Origin of the sequence: Plantactinospora sonchi, assembly GCF_036422035.1 — a bacterium.
Classification (GTDB): domain Bacteria; phylum Actinomycetota; class Actinomycetes; order Mycobacteriales; family Micromonosporaceae; genus Plantactinospora; species Plantactinospora sonchi.
This window is the reverse complement of record NZ_JAZGQK010000026.1, coordinates 52,883-78,018: the sequence shown is the minus strand read 5'-3', so window position 1 is coordinate 78,018 and position 25,136 is coordinate 52,883. Positions and strand designations below refer to the sequence as shown.

The following is a 25,136-nucleotide window of genomic DNA, read 5'->3' as shown; positions in this document are numbered from 1 at the left end:
GAACCACGACGCTGACCGACCAGGAGCAGGCGCTGACCGATCCGGAGCATGGCGACGGTCGGCCGGTCCAGTGGCGACGGTCGGTCAGGACGGTCCGGTGCCGGCCGCCGACCCGTGCAGCAGCCGGCGCGGCTCGGCGGGGCCGGCAGGGTCGCCGGGCTCGCGATCGTGCCGTACCCGGTGGGTCCGGGTCGTCGGAAAGGTGACCGCTCCGGGCGGTGGCGCTCCGGTGCCGGGCCGTGGCGACGCTCCGCAGTCGATCATGGACTGTACGGGGTCGACGTGCCGACCCTGGCGCCGTGTCGAGTGGTCAGGGGTGGCCGTGGTCGGTAATGCTGTGCGACGTGACCACCCCCCAAGATCTCGACGAACGGTTCCGGGAGGCGGTCGGCGCCCTCGTGGCGTCGGCGACCCGACGGGCGCCGGAGGAGCCGGTCCGCGACGGTGGCACCCTCGACGGTGCCCGGGCCCTGGGACTGTTCGACGCCCAGCTGGTCAGCCGGCACCTGGATCTCGCCGCGCGGTGGCTACGCAGCTTCGGCGAGGGCTACTACACGATCGGCTCCTCCGGCCACGAGGGGAACGCGGCGGTGGCGCTCGCCGTCCGGTCGACCGACCCGGCACTGCTGCACTACCGCTCCGGCGCGTTCTACTGCGCCCGGGCCGGTCAGGCCGACGCGCTGCGCGACCCCGCCGGAGCCGGAACGGACGGCGGGGGTCTCGCCCACCGGGTCGGCATCGCCGAACGGGTCGCCGAGGCGATGCGGGGGCAGGACAGCGCCGGCGGCACCGGCCCGCGCCGGGCCGACGACGGTGCCGGCGACCCGGACGGCCCGCCGGACGCCCTGCTGGGCGCCGCCCGGGACGTGCTACGCGGCGTGGTCGCCTCCGCCGACGAACCGGTGGCCGGTGGCCGACACAAGGTCTTCGGGAACTCCGCGCTCGCGATCGTGCCGACCACCTCCACCATCGCCTCCCACCTGCCCCGGGCGGTCGGGCTCGGGTTCGCCATCGAACGGCAGCGTCGCCGGGGCGACGGCAGGGGGCAGCTCGCCGCGCGCCGACCGGCCGGCGGCCCGGGCCGGGGCGACCTCGAGGTCCCCTGGCCGGCCGACGCGATCGTGGTCTGCTCGTTCGGCGACGCGTCGGTCAACCACGCGACGGCGGCCGCCGCGTTCAACACCGCCGGCTGGTGCGACCACACCGGACTGCGGATCCCGGTGCTCTTCGTCTGTGAGGACAACGGGCTCGGCATCAGCGTGAAGTCGCCGGACGGCTGGGTGGCGAACACGCTGCGGGCCAAGCCGGGGATCCGGTACTTCGCCGCCGACGGGTGTGACCTGGCCGAGGCGTACGAGGTGGCGGTCGAGGCGGCGGCCTGGGTGCGTCGGCACCGGCGGCCCGCCGTACTGCACCTGTCGACCGTGCGGTTGATGGGGCACGCGGGGGCGGACGCGGAGGTCGCGTACCGGACCAGTGCCGAGATCAACCGGGACCTGGCGCGGGACCCGGTGGTGACCACCGCCCGACTGCTCGTCGAGTCCGGCCTCGCCACCCCGGAGGAGCTGATCGCCCGGTACGACGAGATCGGCTGGCAGGTGCGCAAGGTCGCCGAGGAGGTGATCGGCGAACCGAAGCTGGACAACGCCGCCGACATCGTGGCGCCGCTCGCCCCGCGCCGCCCGGTCCGGGTCGCCCGGGCGGTCACCGAGGCCGCCGGCCGGGCCGCCGGGCCGGCCGCCGCCGCCCGGGGCGCCGCCTTCAACAACAAGCTCCCGGAGGACGAGGGTCCGCTCACCCTCGCGCAGACCATCAACGCGGCGCTGGCCGACGGGCTGCTCGACTATCCGCAGATGACCGTCTTCGGCGAGGACGTGGCGGTCAAGGGCGGGGTGTACGGGGTGACCAAGGGGCTGCGGGAACGGTTCGGCGCCCCCCGGGTCTTCGACACGCTGCTGGACGAGACCTCGATCCTCGGCCTCGGGCTCGGTGCCGGGCTGGGCGGCATGCTGCCGGTGCCGGAGATCCAGTACCTGGCGTACCTGCACAACGCCGAGGACCAGTTGCGCGGCGAGGCGGCGACGATGCAGTACTTCTCCCGGGGCGCCTACCGCAACCCGATGGTGGTACGGATCGCCGGTCTGGCGTACCAGGAGGGGTTCGGCGGGCACTTTCACAACGACAACTCGCTGGCCGTACTCCGGGATGTTCCCGGGCTGGTGCTGGCGGTGCCGGCCCGGGCCGACGACGCCGCGCCGATGCTGCGTTCCTGCCTGGCCAGCGCGGCGGTTGACGGCAGTGTCTGCGTCTTCCTGGAGCCGATCGCGCTCTACCACACCCGTGACCTGTACGCCGAGGGCGACGGCGAGTGGCTCGCCCCGTACGCCGGACCGGGCGGCTGGTCGGCCGGCCACGTCCCGATCGGCCGGGGCCGGGTCTACGGGGTCGGCTCGGCCGAGGACATCACCATCATCACTTTCGGTAATGGTGTTCGGATGTCGCTCCGGGCGGCGGCGAAGCTGGCCGAGGAGGAGATCGGCACCCGGGTCCTGGATCTGCGCTGGCTCGCCCCGCTGCCGGTGGCGGACATCATCCGGGAGGCCCAGGCGACCGGCCGGGTGCTGGTCGTGGATGAGACGCGCCGGTCCGGCGGGGTCGGCGAGGGCGTGGTGGCGGCACTGGTTGATGCCGGTTTTGTCGGGTCGGCTCGTAGAATCGCCGCTATTGACACGTTCGTCCCGTTAGGGCCGGCGGCCCGTCGGGTTCTCGTCTCCGAGGAGGCCATTACCCAGGGTGCCCGCACGCTGCTGGCACGGTAAATTCCCTTCGACCCGGTGCGCCACTTGCGCGCGGCCGGACAACTGTGTGGACTTTGCGTCATCGGCGTCGCAGGGATGCCGCTGGCAGGGAGATGAGGAGGCACGTGACAGTGAGCGCGACCGCTGGTCAGGCCGCCGACGGAGTACGGAGTCTGGCGGACCGGTTCGGCATCGAGCCGGGGATGGTCGTCATGGAGATGGGATACGACGACGACGTCGACCACGACCTCCGCGACGCCCTGACCGATCGCTGCGGAGAGCTGGTGGACGAGGACACCGACGAGGTCGTCGACGCGGTGCTGCTCTGGTACCGGGACGGCGACGGTGATCTGTTCGAGCTGCTCACCGACGCCCTGGGGCCGCTGGCGGACAACGGGGTGGTGTGGCTGCTGACGCCGAAGGCCGGGCGGGACGGACACGTCGAGCCGAGCGAGATCAGTGAGTCGGCGCCCACCGCCGGCCTGCAGCAGACGTCCACGGTCAACGCCGGCAAGGACTGGAGCGCCGCTCGGCTGGTCCTCCGCCGTGGCGCCAAGGCCAAGAAGTAGCGCGGGCCACGGCAACGGGTGCCGCCCTCCCCGCCGGTGGTGCCGGTAGCGGCTCCTGGGGAGGCGGTACGCCGCGGTCCGACCGGACCAGGGCGGACATATCATCGAGCCGGCGGAGCGAGCGGCCGGCTGACCATCGCGCCGGTACGGCCACGACCGGCCGGCGCCCACGACCCGGCGGGCCGGGGTCACGACCAGGAGGAGCGGAGATGCCGATCGAGGTGGGGGCCCAGGCGCCGGACTTCGTGCTGAAGGACCAGAACAACCAGGAGGTCCGGCTCGCCGACTTCCGGGACCGCCGCACCGTGCTGCTCGTCTTCTATCCGCTGGCCTTCACCGGCACCTGTCAGGGCGAGCTGACCGAGGTGCGCGACAACCTCGACGAGTACCAGAACGACGAGGTGCAGGTGCTGACCGTCAGCGTCGACTCGGTCTTCTCGCACAAGGTGTGGGCCGACCGGGAGGGTTTCGGGTTCCCGCTGCTGGCCGACTTCTGGCCGCACGGGGCGGTGGCCCAGGCGTACGGGGTCTTCGACGAGACCACCGGCGTCGCCAAGCGGGGCACCTTCGTGATCGACAAGGCCGGCACGGTCCGCTTCGCCGAGCTGAACGAGCCCGGTGGTCGCCGCGACCAGACGGGCTGGCGCAAGGCGCTGGCCGCCGCGGTGGCCTGACCGGGCGGTCCCGCCACGCGGTGACATGACGGTGCCGGGGTCGCCCCGGACGGTCCACCGGGGGTGGGACACCCCGGCCGGCACCGCGATCCGAGAACTGGTTCGACCACGGGTCGGCCCGGCAGGGTAAGCTTGCCGCCGCCGGTAGCCCGTACGGGCGTTCCGGGCGCGTAGCTCAGTGGGAGAGCACTCGCCTTACAAGCGAGGGGTCGCAGGTTCGAAACCTGCCGCGCCCACCATGGTCGACCAGCACCGACCCAAAGATCAGGATCACCCTGGTCGGCGGCTGCGGTGACAGCGACGGACGGCATGACAGTCGTCCGTCGGCACGCCCCGAAACGGCCGCGCGCCGCGCCTGGCCCCCTGCGCCGTCGCTCCGCTGACGCCGCTCCGACCGCGTAACACCCGCGGTGGCTGACGCGGCCGTGACGGGCGCGAAAGTGGAAACCCCTCGCCTGAACCCGCGTGCCGGAGGCACGGTCTCCGGCCGTCACCGTTCCGCTCGGTCGGGGGCGAGCACCCGGAGCAGGACGGTACGCAGCGCGTCGGTGGCCTGGGCACTGGTCATGCGGCCGGCGTCGACCTCTTCGCCCGCGGCGTGGCCGATCCTGATGATGACCGAGGCGAGCCAGTCGGACGGAAGGTTGCTGTCGAACTCCCCGCTCTGCTGGCCGCGCCGGACAACCCGGTTGATGCGGTCGGCGACGGGCGCGTGGCGGTCCTGGTCGAGCTGTGGGCTCACCGGAAGCGAACTGATCTGTTGAACGAGTCCGGGATAGCGCCCTGCAGTCTGCGCGCCGGCTTGGAGGACGCGGATCAGCGCGTCGGCGGCCGGTCCGCTGTCCGGATCGGCGGCGTCCATCGCGGCGACGGCCTCGTCGGTGATCCGGTCGACGACGGCCGTCATCAGGTGCTCGCGTGACGGGAAATGGGCGTAGACGGTCTGTCGGGTCACCCCGGCCGCGACGGCGATGGCGTCGACGCTGGCCTCTGGCTGCGCGTCGAGCAACCGGACCGCCGCGTCGAGGATGCCGGTCCGGTTGCGGCGGGCGTCGGCACGGGGGGTACGCGCTGACGAAGTCATCTTTTACACCTTGCCAAGTTTTCTCGGAAGCTCATATATTACAGCCTGTAAAGTTTATCCGGAGGACCATCAGTTGGCGGAGGCAGTATGCGCGCGCTCGACGGCACCGACCCGAAGCAGTTCATAACCGACTTCTTCACCTCTTTCATGAGCGACCTGGTGCGCGGCGAGGAGGATCCGACGGTGGTCGTCGACCGCTACCACACGCCGGACATCGTGCAGATCGCCGACGGCAGCCGGATGGACCGCGCCAAGCTCATCGCGCACGTCCGTCCGGCACAGCGGCACCAACCCAGCGCCCGATGGGAGGTGCACGAGGCGGTAGCCGACAGCGACCGGATCGCCGCCCGCTACACCCTGCACTTCCAGAACAGCAAGCGGGAGGGCAGCGTCGAGGTGTACTTCTTCGGGCAGTTCGCCGCCGACGGGCGGATGCGCCGGGCACACATGCTCACCCGAAGTGTTCCGAGCAAGGCCCCGCGTACCGCCGACGCCGAAGCCGGCGGCCAGGTCGGCTCGGCACAGCCGGCGCCGGAGGTGCCCGACCACAGGCAGATGCCGGCATGACCGTACACACCTACCGCGTGATCGGAATGGCCTGCGGACACTGCGAAGGCTTCGTCACCGAGGAGATCAAACGGATCCCTGGCGTCACCGCCGTCGCCGTGGACCTCGAACATGACAGCGTCACGGTGACCAGCGACCGACCTCTCGACATCGCCGAGGTGCGCGCCGCCGTCGAGGAAGCCGGCTACGAGCTCGTCTAGGCCCGGCTCGCGGACGGCCGCCGGACGCCGACCGGGTACTGGCGGCCCCCAACCACCCGACAGCGGACTCATCCGCCCGGCCGGTGCCGCCCTCGCCGACGGCGCGTCGCGCGGCCGACGCGGGTGCCGCGATTCCCCGGCCCGACCTCTCAACCTTTTGACCCGCCACGGGATCTGTTTTCTGTCGAACAACGCCTACCGGTCCTGGAGGAGCATGTGGCGGAAGACGGATTCCGCGAGTTCGTGGAGGTCCGATATACCGACCTGTTACGGACCGCATACCTGCTCACCGGGTCGGAGCACGCCGCCGAGGACCTGGTGCAGAATGCCCTGATCCGGGCGATGCGCCGATGGCGCGACGTAGAGGAGCCGATGGCGTACGTCCGCCGGATCATGGTCAACGATCGGTTGAGCCGGTGGCGCCGGATCGGTTCACGGGAACTGCTCGCCGGGGTGATCGGCGACTGGGGACGCGGTCGTGAGCCGCACGCCCGGGACGTCGCCGACGGCGTGGTGGTCCGCGACGAACTGCTCGGCGCACTGAACGGCCTGCCGGCCCGGATGCGCGCCGTCCTGGTGCTGCGCTACTGGGAGGACCTGTCCGAAGCCCAGATCGCGGACCTGCTCGGATGCTCGGTCGGCACGGTCAAGAGTCAGGCGTCCCGGGGACTGGCCCGGCTGCGGACCGTACTGCCGACGCCCTCGACGGACCTCGCCACGTTGGAGGTCACCCCGAGGACAACTCGCCCGCCGTCGGCGGTCCAGGGAGTCGGGGACAACTGTTTGCCGGCCGACACGATCTTCGGAAGGAATGGATGATGGCCCACGATCTCAGGGACGGACTGGCCCGGCTGGCCGAACCCGTCGTGTCGCGGCCCGAGCCGTACCGCCGGTTGCTCGAGCGGCTCCGGCGCCAGCGCCGACGACGGGCGCTGACCGCCGGTGCGGCGGCCGTGGCGGTGGTCGTCGCGGCGGTCCCGCTGCTCGGCGGAACGGTCCGGGGGTTCGACGCCGAGCCGGCCGGCCCGGTGGAACTCCAGCCGCCGGGCCAGATCGACACCCCGCTCGAGCGGCAACTGCTCGACTCGCCGCCCCGCGGCAACCTGGCCGGCGACCATGAACTGATCGACAACATCGCGCGCGGCTACCGCGCCGCCCGGGCGGAGCTACTGGTCGACCCGGCGCTGGACGCCGTCCGGGTGCTTTTCGCGCACGACCTGCCGAACGCGCGGCTGGTGGTGGTGGCCTTCACCGACGACGACAGCCAGGCGGTGCTCCGCGAGGCGATCGCCGATCCCGGCGCGTCGGTACGGGGTCTGCTCGACAAGACCGGCACGCCGGTCGACGCGCTTGGGTTCGGTCCGATCTTTTCGATCTCCCGGATGCCCGCAGCGGGAACCTCGCCGGACGACGTCAGGCTGGCGCTCGGGCCGAGCGGCTGCGTCGTGGAAGCGTCCTCGAACGGCCAGCTGACCGCGGACGGGACGGTGCGCCGCGATTGGCGGCCGATCGGCGGCGACGGGTACGCGGTGACGGGTCCCGAGCAGGCCGCCGAGCGATGGCGGTTCAGCTGCGACGGCGTCCCCCGGTACGACGTTTCGTTCGGCAGCGCGTCCGGCCGTCCGGATGCCACGGCCGTGCCGCCGGGTACGCCGGACAGCGTCGATCCGACCGCCGCCGCGAACGCCGCCCGCTGGTTGACCGACGCACTCGACAGGAACGGGTTGGCGGTCGGATCTGTACGGCTGAGGTGGCACGGCCGGATCCCCGGTGCACCCGCCGACACCCCGCCGGTCCTGCTCGTCACGTCGTGCGGTTCCGGCGGCGGTTGCGCGGCGCTGCTGCAGGTGGGTATGGGACGGTTCGAGCCCCCGTCGCCAGCCGACGAGGCGCAGACCGTCCGCTATTCGCGCTGGTTGACCGCAGTGGGTCGGCCCGACCTGGTGGTCGCCCCGATCCCGACCGACCCGGACGGTGTGCTGGTCGTCGGCCCGGACTCGGCGACCCGGGTCGAACTGGTCGGCGACGGGAACCGGGTGGTCGCCGAGGGGCCGCTCAAGGACGGTGTCGGCCGCCTGGAACCCGGCGAAGAGAAGGTCAGGACGATCAGGGTGTACGACGCCTCGGACCGGCTGGTGACGTCGATGCCAGCGAGACCGGAGTTCGGGTCGGTGCACTTCGGCGAGGAGCGGGTCTGGCCCTGACGTGGCGCCCCGGCCCGGTGGCGCGGCCGGCCCGCCGTGGAGGCGGGCCGGCCGTCGGCATAGGTTTCCTTTAAATGTGGCCTAAGCTTCGCTATTTCCCGCCATCCCAGATTGACTCAGAAAGGCATTCGGCAATACGGTTCGGGCCGAAATCGTCACCTGTCACACGCGCGTCACCCGGGGAGGATGAGGACGTGGCCACGGCCCGATCTGCAGTGAAGGCAACGCGTTGGACGGCCGCCGTACTGGTTGGCCTGGTTGCTGGTCTGCTCACACTGCCGGCGGTGGGGCTGGCCGCCCCGGCCGGGCCGACCCAGCTCGGCGCGGCCGACATGACACTGCTCAACGGCGTACGGCTGGCCGGACTCTGGGAGATGCCGGCCGGCACCATGGCGGCGGAGAAGGGCAGCAAGGAAGAGGTCCGGAAGGTCGGCGCGGAGATCGCCGCCCAGCACGACCAACTCGACCAGCTGGTGGTCGAGGCGGCCAACAAACTCGGGGTCCAACTGCCGGGCGAGCCGAGCGCCCAGCAGAAGGGCTGGCTCGACGAGATGAAGAGCGCCACCGGCGCCCGGTTCGACCGGATCTTCGTGGACCGGTTGCGGGCCGCGCACGGTGCGATCTTCCCGGTGATCGGCGCGGTCCGCTCCAGTACCCGCAACGACGTGGTCCGCAAGCTCGCCGAGCAGGCCAACGGATTTGTCATGACCCACATGACCCTGCTGGAGAGCACCGGCCTGGTGCGTTACGCGGAGCTGCCGCCGGTCGCCCTGCCGGCGCCGCAGGACGAGGGACTCATCGCGGCGGCCAAGGCCAACGCGGAGTTCGGCACCGGGCTGAGCTCCACCGTCATCTGGGCGGTGCTGCTCGGCGCGTTGACCCTCGGCAGCGTCGCCACGGTCCGGGTGGTCCGGCGCAGGTAGGTGGGCCAGTGGTCCCAGGGGTGGGCAGGTGGTCCCGCCCCTGGGCCGTGCCAGGTGGCACCGCCTCCGGTCAGGAGGCCGGTCCGCGCCACCGGTAGACCCAGGGCGGCCCCTCGTCCGGGGCCGCCTCCAACTCGTAGATCTCCGCCCGGGCCAGCCCGCCGTCGACCAGGTGGTGGTGGGTGAGCGGCGGCCGGCCGTGTACGTCGAGATCAACTATCACCGTGCCGCCGTCGGCCACCCCGCCGACCAGTGGGATCTCCGTGCTGGCCTCCATGGGGTCATCCTGCCGTCGCCGGCGCCCCGGCGCAGCCGATCGTCCCGTCCCACCCGCCGGTCGCGACCGGCACGGACCACTTCGGGTGCTGGCGTCAGGTCGTTCCGTGCCGCTGGTGTCGGAACACCGCGCGCCGGCGGTGCCGGGTTGTTCAGCGCCAGTGGTATTCCAGGTCGGCGACGCGCAGTCCGATGCTCACCCGGGTGAGGACGGCGACCAGGATCGCCGGCCGCTGATCGTTCGGCACGTCCCGGGCCGCCTCCCCGTACCGTGCCGTGACGTGTGCCCAGACCAGTTGTTCGGTCTGCTCGGCCGGTATCCAGGGGCGTGGGCAGCGCCGTTTCGGACAGCCGTAGTAGCGGCGTCCGCTCGACGAGAACGACGGGATCAGCAACTCGTCGCAGGGACCGCAGCAGAGTAGCCCGCGGAGTAGATAGCGCCCTGGCGTGGCCCGCTGCACGATGGGGAAGTCCATGGTCACCGCCTCGCGTCGGGATGCGACGCATCCATAACTATCGTCATCTTGTCCGGTAGTACGGCTCGCGGGGCGAAACTGTTCGATTCGCGACTGGATCGGACGAAAGAAGACTGCGCCGGACGGGGTGTCCGTTGTCGTCGGCGGCCGGGCGGCCCGTCCCACCGAGGTGCTAGAAAGGGGACCGCCGGTTGGCTGGGGCTGCGGAGAGAGGACCTGTTCGTGCTGGTCGTGCACGGGGTGTGGCGGGGTGGTGGCCGGCTCGCGCTGTGGGCCGAGGACTCCTCCCGGCCGGCCCGGCCACCCCGCCGACCCGGCCGGGCACCTCGGGAGAGGCCGCACCCGTTCGCGGTCGGGCACCCCGGGTTGGCCGAGGCGCTCGGTGAACTCGCCGCCAAGGCGGCGACCGGCACCGTCCTGCTCACCCTGCCGACCCGGGGCGGCGGGCCGGCCGATTCACCGGAACTGGTGCGTACCGAGCCGGTCGAGGCGGCCGGCGGCCGTGGTCCGGTCACCCTCGCCGGTTGGCGGGTGCCGACCCTGGAGTACGACGCCGACCACGCGCTCCCCGTCCTGCTGATGTTCGGCGAGCGGGAGTCGGTCGAGGTCGACCGGCCGGTCCCCGGAGCGTCCCTGCGCCATCTCGCGCGGCTCGCGGAGTTCGCCGTCGAGCTGGTACGACGCGGCCGGACCCTGCCCGGTCTCCGCCGCCCGTCCGTGGCCGCCACTCTCGGCACCGGCAGGACCAGCACGGCGACCGGCACCGGCGGGACGAGCGGAGCGACCGGTGGTGGCGGGACCAGCACGGCGACCGGCACCGGCGGGACGAGCGGAGCGACCGGTGGTGGCGGGACCAGCACGGCGACCGGTGGCGGTGCGGCGGCCGGTGAGACGGCCGAGGCGGTCTGGTGGCCCCTGCTGACCGGGGCGGACGCCGGCTGGGCCCGGGCCCTGACCATGGCGTTACCTCCGGCGGCCCGGTCAGCCGAGCAGACCGCGACGCCTGCCCGGTCAGCAGGGGCGGCCACACCGCTGGCGGTCGGCCCGGCGCCGCTGGTAGTCGACTCGGCGGCGGCGACGGTCGCCGACGCACTCGACACCCTCACCGACGCCGCCGCCCGGAGCGCCCTGGACGGCGTACGCCTGATCGGGGCTGGCCGCACCACCGGCACGGACACCGCCGTGCGGGCCTGGCTGCGGGCCCTGACCGGTCGGCAGCGCGATTTCACCGCCCGGCCCGACGCGCTCGGGGTGCTCGACGCGGAACTGCGGGCCTGGCAGCGTGACGCGGCCGGCGGACCGGTCCGGGCCTGCTTCCGGCTCGTGGAACCCGCCGTGCCACTGCCGGACGTCGACCCGGGCGACGCGCGGATACCCGTCTCCGCCGCCCCGGATGCCGTCGACCCGGGTGACCCGGGGTCCGTCGTGTCCGCCGACCCGGATGCCGTCGACCCGGGCGGCCCGGCGCCTGTGGTGTCCGCCGAGCCGGATGCGCGCTGGCGGGTCGAGTTCGCCCTGCAGGCGGCCGACGAGCCGAGCCTGGTCGTCGGGGCGGACCGGATCTGGGCGTCCCCGGCGGAACTGCCGGCGCTCGCCCGACAGTTGGCCGCGCCGCAGGAGACGCTGCTGACCGAACTCGGCCGGGCCAGCCGGCTCTGGCCGGAGCTGGAGGACGCGCTGCGTACCGCCGCCCCGGAGATGATGGAACTGGACACCGAGGGTGCGCACCGGTTCCTGCGGCACGGGGCGCCGGTGCTGCACGCGGCCGGCTTCGGCGTACTGCTGCCCTCCTGGTGGCAGCGGCCCGGCGCGCGGCTCGGTGCCCGGCTGCGGGCCCGTACCCGTACCGCGCCCGGCACCGTGGCCAGCCGCAGCGCGCTCGGCATGGAAGCGTTGGTCGACTACCGCTGGGAGTTGGCCCTCGGCGACCAGCCGCTGTCCGCTGCCGAACTCACCGAGCTGGCCACCCTCAAGACACCCCTGGTACGGCTGCGCGGGCAGTGGGTCGAGCTGGATCCGAAACGCCTCGCCGCCGGGCTCCGGCTGCTCCGGACCAGAGGTGAGCTGACCGTCGGTGACCTGCTCCGGCTCGGCCTGGCCGACCAGGACGATCCGGCGGCGTTGCCGGTGCTCGCCGTCGAGGCCGACGGCCCGCTCGGCGACCTGCTCGCCGGGCAGGTCGAGCGACACCTCGCCGAACGGGACGCGCCGGAGGGTTTCCGGGGCACGCTGCGGCCGTACCAGCGTCGTGGGCTGGCCTGGCTGGCCTTCCTCCAGTCGCTCGGTCTGGGCGGCATCCTCGCCGACGACATGGGGCTGGGCAAGACCGTGCAACTGCTCGCCCTGCTCGCCGGGGATCCACCGGCCAGCGGGCCGACCCTGCTGGTCTGTCCGATGTCGCTGGTCGGCAACTGGCAGCGGGAGGCGGCCCGGTTCGTCCCGGAGCTGCGGGTGCACGTACACCACGGTGCCGAGCGGGTGCGCGGGCCGGAGTTCGTCGCGGCGGTGCGGCGCGCAAACCTGGTGGTCACCACGTACTCGCTGGCGGCCCGGGACGCCGCCGCGCTGGCCGAGGTCGACTGGCACCGTATCGTGGTGGACGAGGCGCAGTCGATCAAGAACGCGGCGACCCGGCAGGCGGTCGCGGTCCGCTCGCTGCCCGCCCGGCACCGGGTGGCGGTCACCGGTACGCCGGTGGAGAACCGGCTGGCCGACCTCTGGTCGATCATGGAGTTCGCGAACCCGGGACTGCTGGGCGGCGCGGCGACCTTCAAGAAGCGGTACGCCGAACCGGTCGAACGGCACGGCGACGACGAGGCCGCGGCCCGGCTGCGCCGGATCACCGGTCCGTTTGTGCTCCGTCGGGTGAAGACCGACTCCTCGATCATCTCCGACCTGCCGGAGAAGTTGGAGATGGAGGTGCTCTGCAACCTCACCCGGGAACAGGCCTCCATCTACCGGGCGGTGGTGGACGACATGCTGGCGAAGATCGAGAGCAGTGAGGGGATCGAGCGGCGTGGGCTGGTCCTGGCCACGATGACCAAGCTCAAGCAGGTCTGCAACCATCCGGCGCAGCTGCTCCGGGACGGTTCGGCGCTGCCCGGCCGGTCCGGCAAACTCGCCCGGCTGGAGGAGATCGCCGAGGAGATCCTCGCCGCCGGCGAGCGGGCCCTGCTGTTCACCCAGTACGCCGAGTTCGGCGGGATGCTCCGGGCCCACCTGGCGGCCCGGTTCGGCCGTGAGATGCTCTTCCTGCACGGCGGGGTCGGCAAGGCGGACCGGGACGCCATGGTGGCCCGCTTCCAGGACGAGACCGGCCCGAGCCTGTTCGTGCTCTCCCTCAAGGCCGGCGGCACCGGGCTCACCCTGACCGCCGCCAACCACGTGGTGCACGTCGACCGGTGGTGGAATCCGGCGGTCGAGGACCAGGCGACCGACCGGGCGTTCCGGATCGGCCAGCGCCGGGCGGTGCAGGTACGCAAGTTCGTCTGCGCCGGGACGGTGGAGGAGAAGGTGGCCGCGATGATCAACGAGAAGCGGGGGCTCGCCGCGAAGATCGTCGGCAGTGGTGAACAGTGGCTCACCGAGCTGTCCACCTCGCAGCTGCGTCAGCTCTTCGCCCTCGAGTCCGGGGCGGTGGTGGAGTGAGCGGGCCCACCGGCCGGGCCGACTTCGCCGACTACGGTCCACGGCGGCGGGTCTCCGGTGGGCTGCGCGCCCGCAGCACCCGGGGCACGATCGGACAGTCCTGGTGGTCCCGGCGGTTCGTCGACGTACTCGAGTCGTTCGCGCTCGGCACCCGGCTCACCCGGGGACGGTCGTACGCCCGCTCCGGGCAGGTGCTCTCGCTCGAAGTGGCGCCGGGCGAGGTGACCGCCGTGGTCCAGGGCTCCCGTCCGCAGCCGTACGCGGTGTCGATCCGGCTCCGGCCGTTCCCGGAACCGCTCTGGACCCGGGTCGAGACGCTGCTCGCCGCGCAGGCGTTGTTCAGTGCCCGGCTGCTCGCCGGTGACGTGCCGCCGGAACTGGAGCAGGTCTTCGCCGACGCGGGCGCGCCGCTGTTCCCGGGCGCCGTCGACGAACTCGAACAGCGGTGCAACTGTCCCGACTTCGCGGTGCCCTGCAAACACCTGGCCGCGACCTTCTATCTGCTGGCCGAGGCGTTCGACGCGGACCCGTTCCAGTTGCTGCACTGGCGGGGTCGGGACCGGCGGCGACTGCTCGCCCGGCTCCGCACGCTCCGTACCGGCGAGTCCACAGCGGACCCGACCGGGGACGGCGCCGACCCGACCGGGGCGGCCGACCCCTCGACGGGGCGGGAGGGACGCCGGACGAACCGGCGGTCCCGGCGTACCGGTGCCGAGGTCTCGGACCCGGGCGTCGAGGTGGCCGCGACCACCGACCCGTCCTCCGCCGACACCGCGACGGCGTCGCCGGTCGGCACCGGAATGGCGCTGGCGGACCTGCCCGCCACGTCGCTGGCCGAGGTGGCGGACCGGTTCTGGGTCAGCCCGGTCCCGCTGCCGTCCCGGGCGCCCGTGCTGGCGACCGGTCCGGGGCTGGTGCTGCGGCAGCTCGGCCCGCCCGGCGCGGCCATCGGCGGACCTGGTCTCGCCGAACGGCTGGCCCGGGCCTACACCCGGTTCGACGCGACCGAGGACTGAACCGTCGGCGGGTGCGGTCCCGTCGGTGGTGCGGCGGCCGAGGCGTTTCAGAACCGGTGGCGTCGGGCCTGCCACATGAGCAGTGTCGCCGCGACCAGGACAGCCGGGGCGATCGCGACGGCCAACCAGCCACCGAGGACGACCAGAGCCGGCACCGTCGCCCACAGGACGAAGGTCAGGACGAGTATCAGTCGGGCACGGCGGACTCTGGCCCGGTCGCCCAACCGGGCGACGAACTCGGGATCGGTTACGCGAAGGTGGTGCGTGATCTCGTCAAAGCGGCGCTGATCCTCTTTGCTGAGCATGGCACGGGCCCTTTCCTCAGGCGTCAACCAGTCCGACGCCGGAGTACCCGGTCCCGGGCGGCTCTCACGCTCCTGCCGCTCCCGCTACCACCCAGGCCACCGGACGATCGTGCCAGCCCGGACGGTACGGTCCCGTCCGCCCAGGGCCACCGACATCGATCGGACCCGCCGACGGGTCGGATTCCCGGCAGACCGGGCACCGGGACGGGAACGACACCCGTCCGCGACCGGGTGGGGGGAGCCCGGCCGGGACGCGTACCGGGGTGACCGGCGACCGCACGTCAGCGGCGGATCGGCGGCGACCAGCGACCGCCAGCGGTCAGTAGCTGCGCCGGGGGGACGGCAGGTGAGCCGGGAACAGCGGCTCGGGAAGCGTCGGGGTGACCGCGTGCAATGCCTCCAGCAGCAGCTCCTGGACGCTGTACGGGTCGGGCAGCCGCCAACGGGTCTCCTCCGGCGACCGCACCCAGCGGACCGTGCCCTCCGGCAACCGGGTCGGCGGCGCCGGGATCCACGAGCCGGCGCCGTGCTGGATGACGTACAGGGACTGGTCCAGTTCCGGGCGCAGCGCCTCACCGGGACCGACGAGGAGCATCCACCGGCCACCGGGAGTGGCCGCGACCGGGCCCCGTACCCGCTCGGCGACGCCACGACCCACCCGGGACCGGACCTGTTCGAGCGCGTACCGACCGAGGTAGGCGGGCACCTCCAGGACGTCGAAGGCCCGTCCGGTCGCCAGCAGGATCGAATGCGGCCGGAGTTGCCACCAGGTGGCCACCCGTGCCGGGTCGGCACTCGCCTGCTGTTCCCAGTGTTCGAGGGCGGGATGGCAGCCGGTGGTGGGGCAGCCCGCCCGGCCACAGATGAACCGGTGGCGGGCCAGGCAGGCGCCGGGTGTGACGGTCCAGCCGTGGCTGGCGTACCGGACGGCGATCCGGCGCAGTCGGAAGCGTTCGAGCTGGTCGAGGCGGACGGAGGGCGGGCGGACTTTCCTCCACATCGCGGTGAACCCCCTAATTTATCGATCTCGGCCAGTGTTGGGGGGTCGAAACCCGTCACTGGCGACGAACGTGGTCGTTTCTCCGGACAAGCAGCCGATCGTCGCATCGAAAACTACGAGCGGCCGCCCACCGTACGACGTACATGCTGTGCGACCTGCGCAGATGTGAGAGCACGGTTTGACCGGCGGCTGCGGGCCGGATGGAACTGTCCGACGAGGTGGAGAGGAGGGGCGAGGTGGACGAACTGCCGATCGGCCGCCGCGTCGCCTACTGGCGCGGTCGCCGCAAGATGTCCCAGCAGGTCTTCGCCGATCGGCTCGGGAAGTCCAAGAGCTGGGTCGACAAGGTCGAGCGAGGGGTACGGCGGCTCGACAAGTTCTCCGTGCTCTACGAGATCGCCGACATCTTGCAACTCGACGCCCAGTTGCTGCTCGGCAAGGCGCCGGAACGGCGAACCGACGGCCTGACCTGCATCGACGAGGTGGAGGTGGAGGAGATCCGGTCAGCCCTGGAGCGGTACGACTCGATGACGTCCTTCTTCACCGCCACTCCCGAGCCACCGTCGCTGGCCGAGATGGCCAAGTCGGTCAGCCACGCCTGGCTCACCTACCAGTACGCCCGGTACGGCGTACTGACCCGCGCCCTGCCGAAGCTGCTGCGTGACGCGCAGGCGCTGGACAGCACGGCCGGTGGTGACGACGCCCGTAGGGCCGCCCACCTGCTCGGGCAGGTCTACCAGATCGCCTCCTCCGCGCTGCGCAAACTCGGCGAGTACGAGCTGGCCTGGCTCGCCGCCGACCGTTCGATGGCGGTGGCACAACGCGCCGACGATCCGCTGCTGGCCGGCGTGGCGACCTACCGGGTCGGCAACGCGTTGCTCGCCCTGGGTCGGGCCCGGGCGGCGTTGGAGGTCAACGTCAGTTTCGCCAACCGGATCGCCCCGAGCGGCGGTCGTGACGCCACCCCCGACCGGCTCTCGGTGTACGGCATGCTGCTGCTCCAGGGTGCGATGGCGGCGGCCCGGATGGGTGACAACAACACGGTCCGGGACCTGGTCAACGGGGCGAGCGAGGCGGCTGACCGGCTCGGCGGTGACGACAACCGGTACTGGACCAGCTTCGGCCCGACCAACCTGGAGTTGCACCGGGCGGCGGCGGCGGTGGAACTGGGCGAGGGCCGGCAGGCGGTGGAGACCCACGAGCGGCAGATCATGCGGCGGGAGGGCTTCAAGGCACTGCTGCCGGAGCGGCGCGCCCACCACATGCTGGATCTGGCCCGAGGCTTCGCACAGGTCGGCGAGTTGGACCGGGCCGGCGAGGCGTTGGTCGAGGGGGACAGGCTCGCCGCGTCCGAGATCCGCTGCCGGCCGATCGCCCACGAGGTGATGTCGAACGTGCTACGTCGCACAAGGGGTGCGCCGCCGGCGCCGATTGCGGAGTTGGCTGAACACATGGGAGTAGGAATATGACCGCACGGTGGAGGTGCGCCTGGTGATGGTGGAATCGACCGGTACACGGGTGCTGTACGTCATCGCCTGCGGCTCGCCCCTGACCCGCAACGTCGGACGACTGGTGACGCACGCCCAGCGGGACGGCTGGGACGTGTGCGTGGTGCTGACCCCGGACGGGACGAAGTTCGTCGACGTACCGGCGCTGGCACGACAGACCGGCCATCCGGTGCGATCGACGTACAAGCACCCGGCTGATCCGGACGTGCTGCCCGAGGCTGACGCGATGATCGTCTCTCCCGCGACGGTGAACACCGTGAACAAGTGGGCGGCCGGCATCGCGGACACGCTCGCCCTCGGTCTCCTGGTGGAGGGGCTGGGCAAGGGACTGCCGATCGTGGCGATGCCGTTCACGAACTCGGCGATGGCGGCCCATCCGGCGTTCGTGGAGAGCATCGCCCGGCTGCGGGACTGGGACGTCACGGTGCTCTTCGGTGATCACGTCGTCCCGTTGCACCCGCCGGGTACCGGGGAACGGCACCTTGAGCGTTTTCCCTGGGAGATGGCGATGGCGGCGTTGCGGACCCGGTTGTCGGTCAGCGGTCAGCTGGGCTGATCCGCGTACCGCTGCCCAGCGGCGGCAACCGGCCAGGCCGGCCGACGGTGGCGGAACCGGCACCGTCGGCCCGGCCGGACCGGGGCCGTGCCGGCTGTCCGCACCAGGGCCGTGCCGGCTGTCCGCACCAGGGCCGGGCGGCCGGCCGGACCGGGAGCGTACCGCCCGGAGCCGGCCGGCCGGAGCCGGCGGCGCGGATCGCGGCTCGTCGCCGGTAAGCTGGGCCGCCGTGGGTGTATCCGGATCTCCGACGGCCAGACTGGCCGATGTCGTGGCCGTACTGGACGGGCGTTATCCGCCGTCCTGGGCCGAAGCGTGGGACCGGGTCGGTCTGGTGGTGGGCGAGCCCTCCGCACCGGTACGCCGGATCTGCTGTGTGGTCGACGTGGTGCCGGAGACCGTCGCCGAGGCGCTCGACCACGGCGCCGAGCTGATCGTCGCGCACCACCCACTGCTGCTCCGTGGCGTGTCGTCGGTGGCGGCGACGACGTACAAGGGGCGGATCGTGCACCAGCTGATCAAGAACGACGTCGCCCTCTACGTCGCGCACACCAACGCCGACGTCGCCAACCCCGGCGTCTCCGACGCGTTGGCGGCCCGGCTCGGACTGACCGGGCTGCGCCCGCTGCGTCCGACCGCGCCGGACAGCCCGGCCGGTGGCCAGGGGCGGGGCATCGGCCGGGTCGGGCAGCTGCCGTCCCCGATGACGCTGGCCGAACTGACCGGGTACGCCGCCGAGACGCTGCCGCCGACCGCGTGGGGGATCCGCGCGGCCGGCGACCCCGCACGGGTGATCCGCACCGTCGCGGTCAGCGGCGGTGCCGGCGACTCCTACCTCGAGGACGCCCGACGGGCCAGAGCCGACGCCTTCCTCACCGCCGACCTGCGGCACCATCCGGTCAGCGAGTACGTCGCCGAGGGCGGCCCGGCCCTGCTGGACGCCGCGCACTGGGCGACGGAACGTCCCTGGCTGGACGACGTCGCCGGCTACCTCCGTACCCACCTGCCCGTCGAGACCGTGGTGTCCGAGCTGGACACCGACCCGTGGACGGTGCACGCCGCACCCCCCGCCTCCGCCGTGGACAAGGAGTCCCGCTCATGAAGGCCGACCCGAAAGAGCAGCGTCGTCTGCTCGACCTGCAGTCCATCGACACCGGTCTCGCCCAGCTCGCCCACCGGCGCCGTACGCTGCCGGAGCACGCCGAACTGGAGACCCTGGCCCGGGAGCTCTCGGCGCTGGAGGACGAGCGGATCCGGGCCCAGGTCGCGGTCGACGACCTGGACCGCGACATCGACCGGTTGGAGCGCGACGTCGACCAGGTCCGGACCCGCAAGAGCCGGGACGAGTCCCGGTTGACCATGGGCAGCGGCCCGGCCCGGGAGCTGGAGGCGTTGCAGCACGAGCTGGTCTCGCTCAACCGGCGGCAGACCGAGCTGGAGGACGCCCAGCTGGAACTGATGGAGCAGCGGGAGACCGCGCAGGGCGTGCTCGACGGGATCCAGGAGCGGCTCACCGCGACCCGGCAGCGGCGTACCGACGTCGAGGGACGCCGGGACGAGGCGCTGGCCGAGATCACCAAGGACGAGGAGTTCAAGACCGGGGCGCGGCAGCCGCTGGCCGCGGACCTGCCGAGCGACCTGCTGGCCCTCTACGACCGGATCCGGGAGGCGTCCGGCGGGCTCGGCGCGGCACTGCTCACCGGTGGCCGGTGCGGTGGCTGCCGGCTGGAACTCTCCGGGGCGGACCGGGCCCGGATCAGGGCCGCGGCACCGGACGAGGTGGTGCGCTGCGAGGAGTGCCGGCGGATCATGGTCCGTACCGCCGAGTCGGGGCTGTGACGGAGCGCAATGGTCAGTCGGACAGGGAGCGTGTCGGTGGGCGGTCGTAGGGTCGTGGTGGAGGCGGACGGCGGAGCGCGGGGCAACCCCGGCCCGGCCGGTTACGGCGCGGTGGTCCGGGACGCCGACACCGGCGAGGTGCTGGCGGAGCGCTCCGAGTCGATCGGGGTCGCCACCAACAACGTCGCGGAATACCAGGGCCTGATCGCCGGTCTGGAGGCCGCCCGCGAGGCGGGGGCGACCGGGGTCGAGGTGCGGATGGACTCCAAGCTCGTCGTCGAGCAGATGGCCGGACGGTGGCAGATCAAGAACGCCGGGCTGCGGCCGCTCGCCGCGCAGGCGGCCGGCCTGGTCCGCCGGTTCGACGCGGTGACGTACACCTGGATCCCCCGCGAGCGGAACCGGCACGCGGACGCGTTGGCCAACGCGGCGATGGACCTCGCCGCCGGCAAGGTGCCGAAGGCCGCGACGGAGCGCGGGCCGGCGTCGGCCGCCGCCGACACGACGGACTCCGCGCCGACCGGCCGGGCCCGGGCCACCGAGGTCGCCGCGCAGGGTTCCACCGCACGCAGTTCCTGGGAGCCGCGCCCGGCGGAGACCGCGACCCGGCTGCTGCTGGTGCGGCACGGCGAGACCGAGTACACCGAGCAGCGCCGGTACTCCGGCCGGGGCGACGTGCCACTGTCCAGTCGGGGCCTGGCCCAGGCCGGTGCGGCGGCCCGCCGGGTGGCCGGGCTGGCCCCGTCGGTCGCGGCCGTGGTCAGTTCCCCGCTGTCCCGGTGTACGGCGACCGGCGGCATCATCGCCGGAGGGCTCGGCGGGGTGCCGTTGAAGGTCGAGCCGGACCTGATCGAGTGCGACTTCGGCGAGTGGGAGGGGAAGACCTTCGGCGAGGTACGCGAGCGGTGGTCCGCCGAGATGGACGCCTGGCTCGCCTCGACGGACGTGGCGCCGCCGGGCGGGGAGTCCTTTGTCGAGGTCGGTGCCCGGGTACGTCGGGCGATGGCCGGGCTGCTGTCCGCGTACCCGGGGGAGACCGTGGTGGTGGTCTCGCACGTCTCGCCGTTGAAGATCGCGCTGCGGGACGCCCTCGCCGCCAGCGACGCCTTCCTGCACCGGCTCTATCTCGACCCGGCCGGGCTCTCCGTGCTGGACATCTGGCCGGACGGCGGAATGGCGGTCCGGTCGGTCAACGACACCGCCCACCTCGCCGGGCTCTGACCCGCCCCGTGGCCGGCCCGCCGGTCACCTGGTCGACGTCGTCACCGCCGCCGTCGGCGCCTGGCCGGTGAGTCCCACCGCCGGCCGGCGGCCGGCGGTGGTCAGCCGGTGCAGAGGAAGGTGAGGACGGTCTTGACGAACCGGGCCGGGTCGTCGACCCACGGCGAGTGGCTGGCGCCGTCCTGGACCGCGACCTCGGCCCGGGGGAAGAGCGCGGCGAGCTGCTGGGCCGCCTCCGGGGTCGGCGCGGGGTCCAACTCGCCGGCCACGATCAGCACCGGGGCGTCGAGTCCGGCCAGGGCGGCCCGGACGGCGTCGACGTCGGGGCTGAACCCGTCGTAGTAGCCGGCCGCGGCGGCCGGCGACCGCTCCCACTGTTCGGCCTCGGCGTGCGCCCGGGTCCGCTCGTCCCACCGGCCGTAGGCGAACGGCGCGGCGGCGGCGCGCAGCGGGGCGACCTCCTCCGGGCCGGCACCCCGGGCCGCCGCCTCCTGCCAGGCGTCCATCGCTGTCCGGGCCGACGAATACCACCACTCGCCGGAGCGGGCGTCGACCGCCTCGGCGAAGCCGACCGGCTTCACGCCGACGGCGCGCAGCCCGGGGGTGACCAGGACGAGCCGGGCCAACCGGTCGGAGAACCGGGCCGCGTACAACTGGGCCAGGTTGCCGGCGGCGGAGTGGGCGAGCAGGTCCATCCGGTCCAGTCCGAGGTGCTGTCGAAACGCCTCGACGTCGTCCACCAACCGGTCGCAGCGGTACGTCGTCGGGTCCTCCGGGACGGCGGACCCACCGCTGCCGCGCAGGTCGAGCAGGAGCAGGGTGCGCTCCCGGGCCAGCCCGCCCAGGTCCCCGAGGTAGCTCGACGCCCGCCCCGGCCCGCCGGGCAGACAGACCAGCGGCGGCCCGGATCCGACGACGTGGTACGTCAGTTCGGTGGTGTCGTACGAGGAGAATCGCGGCACCCGGCCAGGATGGCGCAACCGTCGTACGCCGATCAAGATGAATCGCCGAACTTCGATATTCTCACGTGCGGAACATCCGATATCAGATACCTTGTCAGCCGCCCGGTCGGCCGACCCGACGGCCGTTCGGCGCACCGGGATCACCGCTGGGCGCATCGATAACGTTTCCCGAACGTGACAGCCGACACGCTGTCCTAACCTCCGGCGTCACACGCAGATCCGACGGTCCTCCCGAGGGGGCGGCATGAGCGAAGCTGATCCGGAGCCGGCGCCGACCACGGCGGTGTCCCGAGCCAAGGACCACAGTCCCTGGAACTGGCTCCTCTTCATCCCGATCGTGGTGCCGCTGGTCACCCCGCTGTTCAACACCGACTCGCCGCGGCTGTTCGGCTTCCCGGTCTTCTACTGGCTGCAACTGGCCTTCGTCCTGCTCGGTGTGGCGACCACGACGCTGGTCTACCAGATGACGAAGAAGCGGGGGTGACGCACCGTGTGGCGGGACCATCTCACTGAGATCATCGTCTTCACGCTGCTGTTCCTACTGGTCAGCGCGATGGGCTTCGTCGCCGCGCGGTGGCGGGCCCCCAAGGACATGGCGCACCTGGACGAGTGGGGGCTGGGCGGCCGCAGCTTCGGGGGCTGGATCACCTGGTTCCTGGTCGGCGGCGACCTCTACACCGCCTACACCTTCGTCGCCGTACCGGCCCTGATGTTCGGGGCAGGTGCGGCCGGGTTCTTCGCGGTGCCGTACACGGTCATCATCTACCCGCTGGTCTTCCTGGTGCTGGTCCGGCTCTGGTCGGTGTCACACCGGCACGGCTTCGTCACCCCGGCCGACTTCGTCCGCAAGCGGTTCGACTCACCGACCCTGGCGCTGATCATCGCGATCACCGGCATCATGGCGACGATGCCGTACATCGCGCTGCAGCTGGTGGGCATCGAGGCGGTGCTCAAGACGATGGGCGTGACCGGGGAGAGCACGCTGGCCCGGCACCTGCCGATCATCATCGCCTTCGCCATCCTGGCCGCCTACACCTACCAGTCCGGGCTGCGGGCACCGGCGCTGATCGCCTTCGTCAAGGACACGCTGATCTACATCGTGATTCTGGTGGCGGTCCTCTACCTGCCGTACAAGCTGGGTGGCTGGGGGGAGATCTTCGACGCGGCGGACGCCAAGTTCGACGCCAGCCCGGCACCCGGGGACGGCGTCCTGCTGAACCCGAACAACCAGCTGCAGTACATCACCCTGGCCCTCGGTTCGGCACTGGCGCTGTTCCTCTACCCGCACAGCCTCACCGGCGTGCTGGCCGCCAAGAACCGGGACGTGATCAAGCGCAACATGTCCGCGCTGCCGGCGTACAGCCTGCTGCTCGGGCTGATCGCCCTGCTCGGCTACATGGCGATCGCGGCCGGGGTGACCCCGCTACCCGGTGCCTCGGAGGGCACGGTCGACAACAACACCGTGGTGCCGCTGCTGTTCGAGCAGCAGTTCCCGAGCTGGTTCGCCGGCGTGGCGTTCGCCGCGATCGGCATCGGTGCCCTGGTGCCGGCCGCGATCATGTCGATCGCCGCGGCCAACCTCTTCACCCGCAACATCTACAAGGAGTACCTGCGCAAGGACGCCTCACCAGCCCAGGAGGCGAACGTCTCCAAGATCACCTCGCTGGTGGTGAAGGTCGGCGCGGTCGCCTGCATCGTCTTCCTCGACCCGCAGTTCTCCATCGACCTGCAGCTCATCGGCGGCGTCATCATCCTGCAGACCCTGCCGGCGGTCGCCCTCGGCCTCTACACCCGCTGGTTCCACCGGGGTGCGCTGATCGCCGGCTGGGCCGCCGGGATGGGGCTGGGAACGTGGATGCTCTACCAGATCCCGAACCCGGCCACCAAGCGGGCGCACTTCGGCGGCTCGGCCTTCCCGCTGGAGAAGTTCGGCTTCGACACGCCCAGGACCATCTACGTCGGGTTGGTCGCGGTCGCGGTCAACCTGCTGGTCGCGGCGATCGTCACGCTGATCCTGCGCGCCGCGAAGGTCACCGAGGGAGCCGACGGCACCAGGACCGACGACTACTTCGCCGACGAGGGCGACCCGCGCGTCATCCCGGCACCCCGCGAGGAGGCCGAGATCGCCGCGGCGGCCACCGAACCCGCCCCCAAGGTCTGACCGACCACCACCCGCCACCCCTCCGGATCCCCGTGACCAGGCACCCCGTCCCCGCTCGCCGCGCCCGCGTCCGAGCCGCCCTGGTCACGGGGATCCACCTTTGCGACAGCCGACAGGTCCGATCGACGGTACGTCCCGATCGGCTGACCTCGGCCAGAGTCGAACCAGGTGCTCGGCCGGCCCTGAACCAGGTGTGCTGGACCGTTTGAGCGCCGGTCAACCGATCGCCCGGTAGAGCAGCAGCAGACCGATCGCCGTACCGAAGACCACGATCACACTCTTCAGCACGGTCGCCGGCAGGCGACGGACCAGCCACGCGCCGACGTACCCGCCGACGATGGTCGTCGGCGCGACCACCGCGACAGCCGCCCAGTCGACCGGGCCGAACACGGCGAAGACCACCGTGGTGGTCAACCCGACCACCGCGGAGAGCAGGTTCTTGATCGCGCTGATCCGGGCCAGTGTCTCGTCCAACACCAGCGCCAAGCCCGCGACCAGCATGACCCCGAGCGCGGCACCGAAGTAGCCGCCGTACACCGCGCCGATCGCGACCATCACCTGCACCGTCGTCATCCGCCGGGCATCCCCGGGTACGGCGGCCGTGGTCGACCGTGCCCCTTCGGTCCCGCCCAGCCTGCTGAGGGACGGCGCGCTGGCCGGGGTTGTCGGCGGCCAGTTCCTCGGGCCGGGGTCCGCCTGGACGGGCTCGGGCCGGCTGACCAGGCGCCGCAGCCGGTCCTGGAAGGCAAGTACGCCGGTCGCGCCCAACACCAGGAACGGCACCACCAGCTCGAAGGCCCGGGCCGGGGTGGAGAGCAGCAGGAAACCACCCGCGGCGGTGCCCAGTACGGCCCCCGGAATCAGCCGCAGCAGCCAGCGTCGTTCCGGCAGGTCGGCGCGACTGGCCGCCACGCTCGCCAGGTAGCCCGGACAGACGGCGATCGAGTTGCTCACGTTGGCCGCCACCGGTGGCAGACCGACCGCGATCAGCGCCGGAAACGTGATCAAAGACCCGCCGCCGGCCACCGCGTTGACCGTGCCCGCGGCGAGCCCGGCGGCGAGTACCAGCAGCACCTCGGGTAGTTCCATCGCCCGTGAGGTTAGCCGGGCCCTCAGGCGGCGCTCGCCCAACCTCCCATCCGCTGGACA

Annotated in this window: 24 protein-coding genes and 1 tRNA gene; 18 read left to right on the top strand and 7 right to left on the bottom strand. The window is 72.3% G+C overall.

Annotated elements, in window-relative coordinates; genetic code table 11:
* The first annotated feature begins 332 nt into the window (after positions 1 to 332).
* From V1633_RS27470 to V1633_RS27455, 4 genes are all read left to right on the top strand, one after another.
* Positions 333 to 2,819: a thiamine pyrophosphate-dependent enzyme gene (locus tag V1633_RS27470; RefSeq protein WP_331217240.1), complete on the top strand. Its 2,487-nt coding sequence runs from the start codon at positions 333 to 335 to the stop codon at positions 2,817 to 2,819.
* Positions 2,820 to 2,929: 110 nt separating this feature from the next.
* Complete coding sequence (locus V1633_RS27465) at positions 2,930 to 3,367, top strand: DUF3052 domain-containing protein (protein WP_331217159.1); 438 nt, start codon at positions 2,930 to 2,932, stop codon at positions 3,365 to 3,367.
* A gap of 209 nt (positions 3,368 to 3,576) precedes the next feature.
* Positions 3,577 to 4,041, top strand: a complete 465-nt coding sequence (locus tag V1633_RS27460; protein ID WP_331217158.1) for a peroxiredoxin — start codon at positions 3,577 to 3,579, stop codon at positions 4,039 to 4,041.
* 164 nt (positions 4,042 to 4,205) lie between these two features.
* Positions 4,206 to 4,280: transfer RNA gene (locus V1633_RS27455), tRNA-Val, on the top strand.
* A gap of 251 nt (positions 4,281 to 4,531) precedes the next feature.
* Here the strand turns inward: V1633_RS27455 and V1633_RS27450 are convergent.
* Positions 4,532 to 5,125: a TetR/AcrR family transcriptional regulator gene (locus V1633_RS27450; RefSeq protein ID WP_331217157.1), complete on the bottom strand. Its 594-nt coding sequence runs from the start codon at positions 5,123 to 5,125 to the stop codon at positions 4,532 to 4,534.
* 87 nt (positions 5,126 to 5,212) lie between these two features.
* Between V1633_RS27450 and V1633_RS27445 the strand changes: the two genes are divergently transcribed.
* The 5 genes from V1633_RS27445 (at position 5,213) to V1633_RS27425 (ending at position 9,019) form a co-directional block, all read left to right on the top strand.
* Positions 5,213 to 5,692 (top strand): nuclear transport factor 2 family protein, encoded by a 480-nt coding sequence (locus V1633_RS27445; protein WP_331217156.1) that lies wholly within the window; start codon positions 5,213 to 5,215, stop codon positions 5,690 to 5,692.
* On the top strand, positions 5,689 to 5,892 hold the full coding sequence (locus tag V1633_RS27440; RefSeq protein ID WP_331217155.1) for a heavy-metal-associated domain-containing protein: 204 nt from the start codon (positions 5,689 to 5,691) through the stop codon (positions 5,890 to 5,892). Before V1633_RS27445 ends, V1633_RS27440 begins: the two co-directional genes overlap by 4 nt.
* A 216-nt stretch (positions 5,893 to 6,108) precedes the next feature.
* Entirely contained in the window at positions 6,109 to 6,711 is a 603-nt protein-coding gene (locus V1633_RS27435; RefSeq protein WP_331217154.1) for a SigE family RNA polymerase sigma factor, read from the top strand.
* Positions 6,711 to 8,096, top strand: a complete 1,386-nt coding sequence (locus tag V1633_RS27430; RefSeq protein ID WP_331217153.1) for a hypothetical protein — start codon at positions 6,711 to 6,713, stop codon at positions 8,094 to 8,096. The genes V1633_RS27435 and V1633_RS27430 overlap by 1 nt, the downstream gene beginning before the upstream one ends.
* 215 nt (positions 8,097 to 8,311) lie before the next feature.
* Positions 8,312 to 9,019, top strand: coding sequence for a DUF4142 domain-containing protein (locus V1633_RS27425; protein ID WP_331217152.1), 708 nt, complete (start codon positions 8,312 to 8,314; stop codon positions 9,017 to 9,019).
* A gap of 70 nt (positions 9,020 to 9,089) precedes the next feature.
* Here the strand turns inward: V1633_RS27425 and V1633_RS27420 are convergent, their stop codons facing one another.
* Together V1633_RS27420 and V1633_RS27415 are read right to left on the bottom strand one after the other, a co-directional pair.
* Entirely contained in the window at positions 9,090 to 9,296 is a 207-nt protein-coding gene (locus tag V1633_RS27420; RefSeq protein ID WP_331217151.1) for a hypothetical protein, read from the bottom strand.
* Between the two features lie 151 nt (positions 9,297 to 9,447).
* The gene (locus V1633_RS27415; RefSeq protein ID WP_331217150.1) at positions 9,448 to 9,771 is read right to left on the bottom strand and encodes a zinc ribbon domain-containing protein; all 324 of its coding nucleotides are present in this window, start codon (positions 9,769 to 9,771) and stop codon (positions 9,448 to 9,450) included.
* A gap of 222 nt (positions 9,772 to 9,993) precedes the next feature.
* Between V1633_RS27415 and V1633_RS27410 the strand changes: the two genes are divergently transcribed.
* Positions 9,994 to 13,419 carry an SNF2-related protein gene (locus tag V1633_RS27410; protein ID WP_331217149.1) on the top strand — a complete coding sequence of 1,142 codons (3,426 nt, stop codon included), beginning with the start codon at positions 9,994 to 9,996 and terminating at the stop codon, positions 13,417 to 13,419.
* Positions 13,416 to 14,435: an SWIM zinc finger family protein gene (locus tag V1633_RS27405; RefSeq protein ID WP_331217148.1), complete on the top strand. Its 1,020-nt coding sequence runs from the start codon at positions 13,416 to 13,418 to the stop codon at positions 14,433 to 14,435. The genes V1633_RS27410 and V1633_RS27405 overlap by 4 nt, the downstream gene beginning before the upstream one ends.
* 47 nt (positions 14,436 to 14,482) lie before the next feature.
* On the opposite strand, the gene V1633_RS27400 is transcribed toward V1633_RS27405, so the two are convergent.
* The gene (locus V1633_RS27400) at positions 14,483 to 14,740 is read right to left on the bottom strand and encodes a DUF3040 domain-containing protein (RefSeq protein ID WP_331217147.1); all 258 of its coding nucleotides are present in this window, start codon (positions 14,738 to 14,740) and stop codon (positions 14,483 to 14,485) included.
* Between the two features lie 319 nt (positions 14,741 to 15,059).
* Entirely contained in the window at positions 15,060 to 15,740 is a 681-nt protein-coding gene (locus V1633_RS27395) for a bifunctional DNA primase/polymerase (RefSeq protein ID WP_331217146.1), read from the bottom strand.
* A 236-nt stretch (positions 15,741 to 15,976) separates the two neighbouring features.
* Between V1633_RS27395 and V1633_RS27390 the strand changes: the two genes are divergently transcribed.
* From V1633_RS27390 to V1633_RS27370, 5 genes are all read left to right on the top strand, one after another.
* Positions 15,977 to 17,209: a helix-turn-helix domain-containing protein gene (locus tag V1633_RS27390; protein ID WP_331217239.1), complete on the top strand. Its 1,233-nt coding sequence runs from the start codon at positions 15,977 to 15,979 to the stop codon at positions 17,207 to 17,209.
* Positions 17,210 to 17,234: 25 nt separating this feature from the next.
* Entirely contained in the window at positions 17,235 to 17,804 is a 570-nt protein-coding gene (locus V1633_RS27385; RefSeq protein WP_331217238.1) for a flavoprotein, read from the top strand.
* 229 nt (positions 17,805 to 18,033) lie between these two features.
* Positions 18,034 to 18,906, top strand: a complete 873-nt coding sequence (locus V1633_RS27380; protein WP_331217145.1) for a Nif3-like dinuclear metal center hexameric protein — start codon at positions 18,034 to 18,036, stop codon at positions 18,904 to 18,906.
* Positions 18,903 to 19,643, top strand: a complete 741-nt coding sequence (locus V1633_RS27375) for a zinc ribbon domain-containing protein (protein ID WP_331217144.1) — start codon at positions 18,903 to 18,905, stop codon at positions 19,641 to 19,643. Before V1633_RS27380 ends, V1633_RS27375 begins: the two co-directional genes overlap by 4 nt.
* Positions 19,644 to 19,679: 36 nt before the next feature.
* Positions 19,680 to 20,864, top strand: a complete 1,185-nt coding sequence (locus tag V1633_RS27370) for a bifunctional RNase H/acid phosphatase (RefSeq protein ID WP_331217143.1) — start codon at positions 19,680 to 19,682, stop codon at positions 20,862 to 20,864.
* Positions 20,865 to 20,965: 101 nt separating this feature from the next.
* On the opposite strand, the gene V1633_RS27365 is transcribed toward V1633_RS27370, so the two are convergent.
* On the bottom strand, positions 20,966 to 21,826 hold the full coding sequence (locus V1633_RS27365; RefSeq protein ID WP_331217142.1) for an alpha/beta fold hydrolase: 861 nt from the start codon (positions 21,824 to 21,826) through the stop codon (positions 20,966 to 20,968).
* Between the two features lie 244 nt (positions 21,827 to 22,070).
* Between V1633_RS27365 and V1633_RS27360 the strand changes: the two genes are divergently transcribed.
* Together V1633_RS27360 and mctP are read left to right on the top strand one after the other, a co-directional pair.
* The gene (locus V1633_RS27360) at positions 22,071 to 22,310 is read left to right on the top strand and encodes a DUF3311 domain-containing protein (RefSeq protein ID WP_331217141.1); all 240 of its coding nucleotides are present in this window, start codon (positions 22,071 to 22,073) and stop codon (positions 22,308 to 22,310) included.
* A gap of 6 nt (positions 22,311 to 22,316) precedes the next feature.
* Positions 22,317 to 23,987, top strand: coding sequence for a monocarboxylate uptake permease MctP (mctP, locus tag V1633_RS27355; RefSeq protein WP_331217140.1), 1,671 nt, complete (start codon positions 22,317 to 22,319; stop codon positions 23,985 to 23,987).
* Positions 23,988 to 24,203: 216 nt separating this feature from the next.
* On the opposite strand, the gene V1633_RS27350 is transcribed toward mctP, so the two are convergent.
* The gene (locus tag V1633_RS27350; protein WP_331217139.1) at positions 24,204 to 25,076 is read right to left on the bottom strand and encodes a sulfite exporter TauE/SafE family protein; all 873 of its coding nucleotides are present in this window, start codon (positions 25,074 to 25,076) and stop codon (positions 24,204 to 24,206) included.
* Between the last annotated feature and the right edge of the window lie 60 nt (positions 25,077 to 25,136).